This window comes from Streptomyces millisiae, assembly GCF_031845425.1.
Classification (GTDB): Bacteria; Actinomycetota; Actinomycetes; order Streptomycetales; family Streptomycetaceae; genus Streptomyces; species Streptomyces millisiae.
In genome coordinates this window covers 1-387 of the sequence record NZ_JAVREM010000418.1, presented here as the reverse complement: position 1 = coordinate 387, position 387 = coordinate 1, and the positions used below count along the sequence as shown (strand labels likewise).

The following is a 387-nucleotide window of genomic DNA, read 5'->3' as shown; positions in this document are numbered from 1 at the left end:
GCCCCACGGCCAGCCGGATGTCCCGGCAGCCGTTCTCGGCTATTTCGGATGCCTCGCGCTGGATGTCCCCTTGCTTGCGCACCACGACCGCGTCGGCACTGACCTGTTCACCCGCCGCCTCACCGGCGGCACCCGACCACTCTGCCCCACCCGGTGCGTGCACATTTTGCCGATGCCACTCGAACAGTTCTTCCGACTCGGCAGCCAACTGGCGCCAGCGTGCGGCAGCGTCCGCGAGATACGTTGTGTCCCAGTCTTCTAACTGAGAACGGGTCAGTGCTCCACCAGGCTGACCCGCGTCGGGCAGATCATTCACATCAACTCCGCCAGGCCCCCGGCGTGTTGTTCGTCGACCGCGGCGTATTGCAGCGCGGCCGCGGACAGGTA

1 protein-coding gene is annotated in these 387 nt (G+C 66.4%); it reads right to left on the bottom strand.

The annotated features are described in order from the left end of the window. A partial coding sequence (locus RNC47_RS37360; RefSeq protein WP_311605333.1) for a hypothetical protein occupies nucleotides 1-316 on the bottom strand: 316 nt, incomplete at its 3' end. Nucleotides 317-387: the final 71 nt, after the last annotated feature.